Origin of the sequence: Streptomyces sp. (assembly GCF_031178505.1) — a bacterium.
Taxonomy (GTDB): Bacteria; Actinomycetota; Actinomycetes; order Streptomycetales; family Streptomycetaceae; genus Streptomyces; species Streptomyces gulbargensis.
Genome location: NZ_JAPSIW010000468.1, coordinates 1 through 5,671, shown reverse-complemented (window position 1 = coordinate 5,671; position 5,671 = coordinate 1). Strand labels below are relative to the sequence as shown.

Below are 5,671 nucleotides of genomic sequence, written 5' to 3'. Positions count from 1 at the left end.
AGGTGACCGGCAGGAACACGGCGAGGAGGACACCGGCCCGCATCAGGGCGGCCGTGCGCAGAACGGTGGGCGGCGCGCCGAGCCGCAGCAGCGCCTCGGTGGTGCGGGCGCGGTACTGGCGCGACTCTAGGGCCGCGGTGAGCAGCGTCGCCGTGGTGCAGACGACGATCAGGAGGGCGCCCAGGCCGGTGAGCGGCCCGAACACGTCGGTGCCGGGGCCCGAGGCGTACACCGTGGTTGCCGCGATCAGGCCGGAGAGGACCGCGCCGACCACGCCGAGCGGGCGGCCGATGCGCGGCGCCTCGTCCATGAGGACCCGGCCCGCCAGGAGCCGTACGGCGCCCGGCCGGACCGCCTGGAGGAGGCGTCCGCAGCCGTGGGCGATGCCCGGTCCGGCCGTCGCGAGGCCGATCGCGGTGAGGACCCAGCCGGCGAGGACCCCGGTGGGGCTGCCGTCGAAGCGGCCCGGCAGGGGCAGGCCGCTCCCGCCGCCGCCCCGGGCCGCGTACGTCTCGACGGCGAGGCCGACCGAGACCAGCGCCACGCCCCACGGCAGCCCGGAGGGCAGGGTCCGTTCGGCGCCCCGGGCTGCGGGCGCGTCGGTGCGGCCGGGCCGGAGCGCCAGGCCGGCCGCCGTGGCGGCGATGGCGGGCGGGAGCGCGAGCAGGGTGAGGGCGGCTGCGACGGGGACGGGCCGGTCGGCGGCGAGGAGTCCGGCCGCCGCCCCGTCGAAGGGCAGACCGCTGAGGTCGCCGCGCAGGTGCAGGTAGAGAAGGAGCGCGACCGCCGAGCCGAGCGTGCAGGCGACCGCGGTGGAGGCCGCGGCGACGGCGGTGAGCCGGGCCGGGCCGAGCCCGACGGCCGAGAGGCCGGGCCGGGGCCGGACGCTCGGGTCGGTGCGGGCGACCGCGACGGCGAACTGGACGGTGGCCGCCAGCGGCAGCGCGCACCACAGCAGCCGCAGCGCGGAGGCGGAGGACCGGTCGGGGTGGCCGACGGCGTACCCGAGTGTGCACAGCAGCAGGAAGCCGACTCCGGCTGTCGCGGCGGCGACGAGCAGACGCCGCAGCTGGACGACGGGGTGGCTGCCGCGGACTAGACGGAGAGCGAGCACGCCGTGACGCCCTCCGCACCGGACGACGGGGGTACGGCGCCGGCCCGGCGTCCGTCGAGCAGGGCGACCGCGCGGTCGGCGAGGGCAGCGATCTCGTCGTCGTGGGTGGCGAGGACGACGGTGATGCCGTGCGAGCGGGCGGCGGCCGTGAGGGTGCGCAGCACCAGGGCGCCGTCGGCCTGGTGCAGGGCGGCGGTCGGCTCGTCGGCGAAGAGGACGGACGGGGTGGTGACGAGGGCGCGGGCGAGCGCGATGCGCTGGCGCTGCGACGGGGTGAGGGCGTGCGGGCGGGTCCGGGCGGTGTCGCCGATGTCGAGCCGGTCGAGCCACTCGCCGGCGGCGGTCCTCGCGGCGCGGTGGGACACCCCGCCCAGGAGCAGGGGGAGGGCGGCGTTCTCCCAGCCGGTGAGTTCGGGGACGAGACCGGGCTCGGGGCCGATCCAGCCGAAACGGTCGCGGCGGAGCCGTTCGCGCTGGGCGCGGCCGAGGGTGTGCACGGGGGAGCTGTTGAACCAGACCTCGCCCCGCTGGGGGACGAGCTGGCCGGAGAGGCAGCGCAGGAGGGTGGTCTTGCCGCTGCCGCGCGGGCCGGTCAGGGCCAGGATCTCGCCCTCGCGGACGCCGAGGGAGACGCCGCTGAGGGCGTCGGAGCCGTCCAGGGCGCAGTGCAGGGAACGCGCCCAGAGCACGTCGTTGTCCGGTGGGGCCACCATCGCGTACACCTCGATGTCGGATCTGATGCGTCGTCCCCCGTTTCCCCCGTGTTCCGCCGTACGGGGGAACGAGGGGACGGGCCAGTGGGTCACTCGGCACCGTAAGGAGTCGGATCGGCATGTCCGGACAGCACGCGGCCCGGGCCGCCGCCATCCACTCGGATGGCGGCATGCCCGGGCCGGGGTCACGCCGTGAGGGCGGCGTGAGGCTTCGGGGCTGAACCGTTACAGCTTGGTCCAGGCCTCGGTGAGGGTGGCGCGCAGGATCCCCTCGATCTCGTCGAACGTGGACTGGTCCGAGATCAGCGGCGGAGCCAGCTGGATGACCGGGTCGCCACGGTCGTCGGCACGGCAGTACAGGCCGTTGTCGAAGAGGGCCTTGGAGAGGAAGCCGTAGAGGACGCGCTCCGTCTCCTCGTCGTTGAAGGACTCCTTGGTGGCCTTGTCCTTCACGAGCTCGATGCCGTAGAAGAAGCCGTTGCCGCGGACGTCGCCGACGATCGGCAGGTCGTGCAGCTTCTGCAGCGTCGACAGGAAGTTGCCCTCGTTGTCGAGCACGTGCTGGTTGAGCTTCTCCTTCTCGAACAGGTCGAGGTTGGCGATGCCCACGGCCGCGGAGACCGGGTGGCCGCCGAAGGTGTAGCCGTGCAGGAAGGTGTTGTCACCCTTGTAGAACGGCTCGGCCAGGCGGTCGGAGATGATGCACGCGCCGATCGGGGAGTAGCCCGAGGTCATGCCCTTGGCGCAGGTGATCATGTCCGGCACGTAGCCGAACTTGTCGCAGGCGAAGGTGGTGCCGAGGCGGCCGAAGGCGCAGATGACCTCGTCGGAGACGAGCAGCACGTCGTACTGGTCGCAGATCTCGCGGACGCGCTTGAAGTACCCGGGCGGCGGCGGGAAGCAGCCGCCGGCGTTCTGCACCGGCTCCAGGAAGACCGCGGCGACGGTGTCCGGGCCCTCGAAGAGGATCTGCTGCTCGATCTGGTCGGCGGCCCAGCGGCCGAAGGCCTCCGGGTCGTCGCCGAAGAGCGGCGCGCGGTAGATGTTGGTGTTCGGCACCTTGTGCGCGCCGGGGACCAGCGGCTCGAAGGGGGCCTTCAGGCCCGGCAGGCCCGTGATGGACAGGGCGCCCTGCGGGGTGCCGTGGTAGGCGACCGCACGCGAGATGACCTTGTACTTGGTGGGCTTGCCGACCAGCTTGAAGTACTGCTTGGCGAGCTTCCACGCGGTCTCGACGGCCTCGCCGCCACCGGTGGTGAAGAAGACCTTGTTGAGGTCGCCGGGGGCCTCGTTCGCGAGGCGCTCGGCCAGCTCGACGGCCTTCGGGTGGGCGTAGGACCACACCGGGAAGAAGGCGAGCTCCTGGGCCTGCTTGGCGGCGACCTGGGCGAGCTCGGCGCGGCCGTGTCCGGCCTGGACCACGAAGAGGCCGGCGAGGCCGTCGAGGTACTTGCGGCCCTTGTCGTCCCAGATGTAGGTGCCTTCACCGCGGACGATGGTCGGCACGGGGTTGTTCTCGTACGACGACATGCGGGTGAAGTGCATCCACAGGTGGTCGTAGGCGGACTTGGAGAGATCGCTGCGGGAGTTGCTCACGGCTATCGGGTTCCCCACATATAGGTCTGCTTCTTGAGCTTGAGGTAGACGAAGCTCTCGGTGGAGCGCACGCCGGGGAGAGTGCGGATGCGCCGGTTGATCACTTCCAGGAGGTGGTCGTCGTCCTCGCAGACGATCTCCACCATCAGGTCGAAGGAGCCCGCGGTCATCACCACGTACTCGCATTCGGCCATGGCCGTCAGCGCGTCCGCGACCGGATCCAGGTCACCCTCGACGTTGATGCCGACCATCGCCTGCCGCCGGAAGCCCACGGTGAGCGGGTCGGTGACGGCGACGATCTGCATGACGCCCTGGTCGAGCAGCTTCTGGACGCGCTGCCGCACGGCCGCTTCGGAGAGGCCGACGGCCTTGCCTATCGCGGCGTAGGGACGGCGGCCGTCCTGTTGGAGCTGTTCGATGATCGCCAGGGAGACGGCATCGATCGTCGGGGACGAACCGGTTCCGGTTCTCGGGTCTGTGCTTCGACTGGCCACGTCTTCACTGTGCACCGAGATGAGCAGTCTTGCAAGCCGGGAGTGATGTAATTCGTTGCGTAGGGCTCTGGATCTCACTGAATCCGAAGTTGAGGGGGCCTGGGCCTGTTGAAAGCGTCAGCCGAGCGACTACCCTGAGGTGTCTCGCCCATCGGGACGCGCACAAGGACGTGCGACGACAGAACGTGACAGGAGGGGTGGCAAGTGACCACCGAGCTGCGCCGGCTGCGCAACTACATCAACGGGGAGTTCCGGGACGCGGCCGACGGCCGCACGATCGACGTGATCAACCCGGCCACCGGTGAGGTGTACGCGACCTCCCCGCTCTCCGGCCAGGCCGACGTCGACGCCGCCATGGAGGCCGCCGCGGCCGCCTTCCCCGCCTGGCGCGACAGCACGCCCGCCGAGCGCCAGAAGGTGCTCCTCAAGATCGCCGACGCCTTCGAGGAGCGGGCCGAGGACCTCATCGCCGCCGAGGTCGAGAACACCGGCAAGCCGGTCGCTCTCACCGCGAGCGAGGAGATCCCGCCCATGGTGGACCAGATCCGCTTCTTCGCGGGTGCCGCCCGGATGCTCGAGGGCAAGTCCGCCGGCGAGTACATGGAGGGCATGACCTCGATCATCCGCCGCGAGCCCGTGGGTGTCTGCGCCCAGGTCGCGCCGTGGAACTACCCGATGATGATGGCCGTGTGGAAGTTCGCCCCGGCGCTCGCCGCGGGCAACACCGTCGTCCTCAAGCCCTCGGACACGACCCCCGCGTCGACCGTCCTGATGGCCGAGATCATCGGGCAGATCGTCCCCAAGGGCGTCTTCAACGTGATCTGCGGCGACCGCGAGACGGGCCGGGCCATGGTCGAGCACCCGACCCCGGCGATGGCCTCCATCACCGGCTCGGTCCGCGCCGGCATGCAGGTCGCCGAGTCGGCCGCCAAGGACGTCAAGCGCGTCCACCTGGAGCTGGGCGGCAAGGCCCCCGTCGTCGTCTTCGAGGACACCGACATCGAGAAGGCCGTCGAGGACATCGCGATGGCCGGCTTCTTCAACGCCGGCCAGGACTGTACGGCCGCCACCCGCGTCCTCGTCCACGAGTCCATCCACGACGAGTTCGTCTCCGCACTCGCCAAGGCCGCGGCCGGGACCAAGACCGGTCAGCCGGACGACGAGGACGTGCTGTACGGCCCGCTGAACAACGAGAACCAGCTCAAGCAGGTCTCCGGCTTCGTCGACCGCCTCCCGGCCCACGCCAAGGTCGAGGCCGGCGGCCACCGCGTCGGCGACAAGGGCTACTTCTACGCCCCGACCGTCGTCTCCGGCCTCAAGCAGGACGACGAGATCATCCAGAACGAGGTCTTCGGCCCGGTCATCACGGTCCAGTCCTTCACGGACGAGGCCCAGGCCCTGGAGTTCGCCAACGGCGTCGAGTACGCCCTCGCCTCCTCCGTCTGGACCAAGGACCACCAGCGCGCGATGCGCATGTCCAAGGCCCTCGACTTCGGCTGCGTGTGGATCAACACCCACATCCCGCTCGTCGCCGAGATGCCCCACGGCGGCTACAAGAAGTCCGGCTACGGCAAGGACCTCTCCGCGTACGGCTTCGAGGACTACACGCGCATCAAGCACGTGATGACGTCCCTGGGCTGAACGGTCCACGCGTGAAGCGACGGGCGGCCGGGACCAGGTCCCCGCCGCCCGGCGGCGGTGGCACACGCACTGAGCCAGCCCCCCCCCGCCGGTATCCCCGCACATAGGCGCGG

The 5,671-nt window shown here is 71.2% G+C and carries 5 protein-coding genes; 1 reads left to right on the top strand and 4 read right to left on the bottom strand.

Annotated features, from left to right (window positions below):
* The 4 genes from RIF68_RS25400 to RIF68_RS25385 all read right to left on the bottom strand — a co-directional run.
* Positions 1-1,114: hypothetical protein (locus RIF68_RS25400; RefSeq protein ID WP_309053627.1), on the bottom strand; the 1,114-nt coding region annotated here is incomplete at its 3' end.
* Positions 1,096-1,827 (bottom strand): ATP-binding cassette domain-containing protein, encoded by a 732-nt coding sequence (locus RIF68_RS25395; RefSeq protein WP_309053626.1) that lies wholly within the window; start codon positions 1,825-1,827, stop codon positions 1,096-1,098. The genes RIF68_RS25395 and RIF68_RS25400, both read right to left, overlap by 19 nt.
* A 225-nt stretch (positions 1,828-2,052) precedes the next feature.
* Positions 2,053-3,441: an aspartate aminotransferase family protein gene (locus RIF68_RS25390; RefSeq protein ID WP_309053625.1), complete on the bottom strand. Its 1,389-nt coding sequence runs from the start codon at positions 3,439-3,441 to the stop codon at positions 2,053-2,055.
* A complete protein-coding gene (locus RIF68_RS25385) occupies positions 3,426-3,917 on the bottom strand; it encodes an Lrp/AsnC family transcriptional regulator (RefSeq protein ID WP_309053624.1) in 492 nt (163 codons plus the stop codon). The genes RIF68_RS25390 and RIF68_RS25385 overlap by 16 nt, the downstream gene beginning before the upstream one ends.
* Before the next feature lie 204 nt (positions 3,918-4,121).
* Between RIF68_RS25385 and RIF68_RS25380 the strand changes: the two genes are divergently transcribed.
* Positions 4,122-5,558 carry a gamma-aminobutyraldehyde dehydrogenase gene (locus tag RIF68_RS25380; protein WP_309053623.1) on the top strand — a complete coding sequence of 479 codons (1,437 nt, stop codon included), beginning with the start codon at positions 4,122-4,124 and terminating at the stop codon, positions 5,556-5,558.
* Positions 5,559-5,671: the final 113 nt, after the last annotated feature.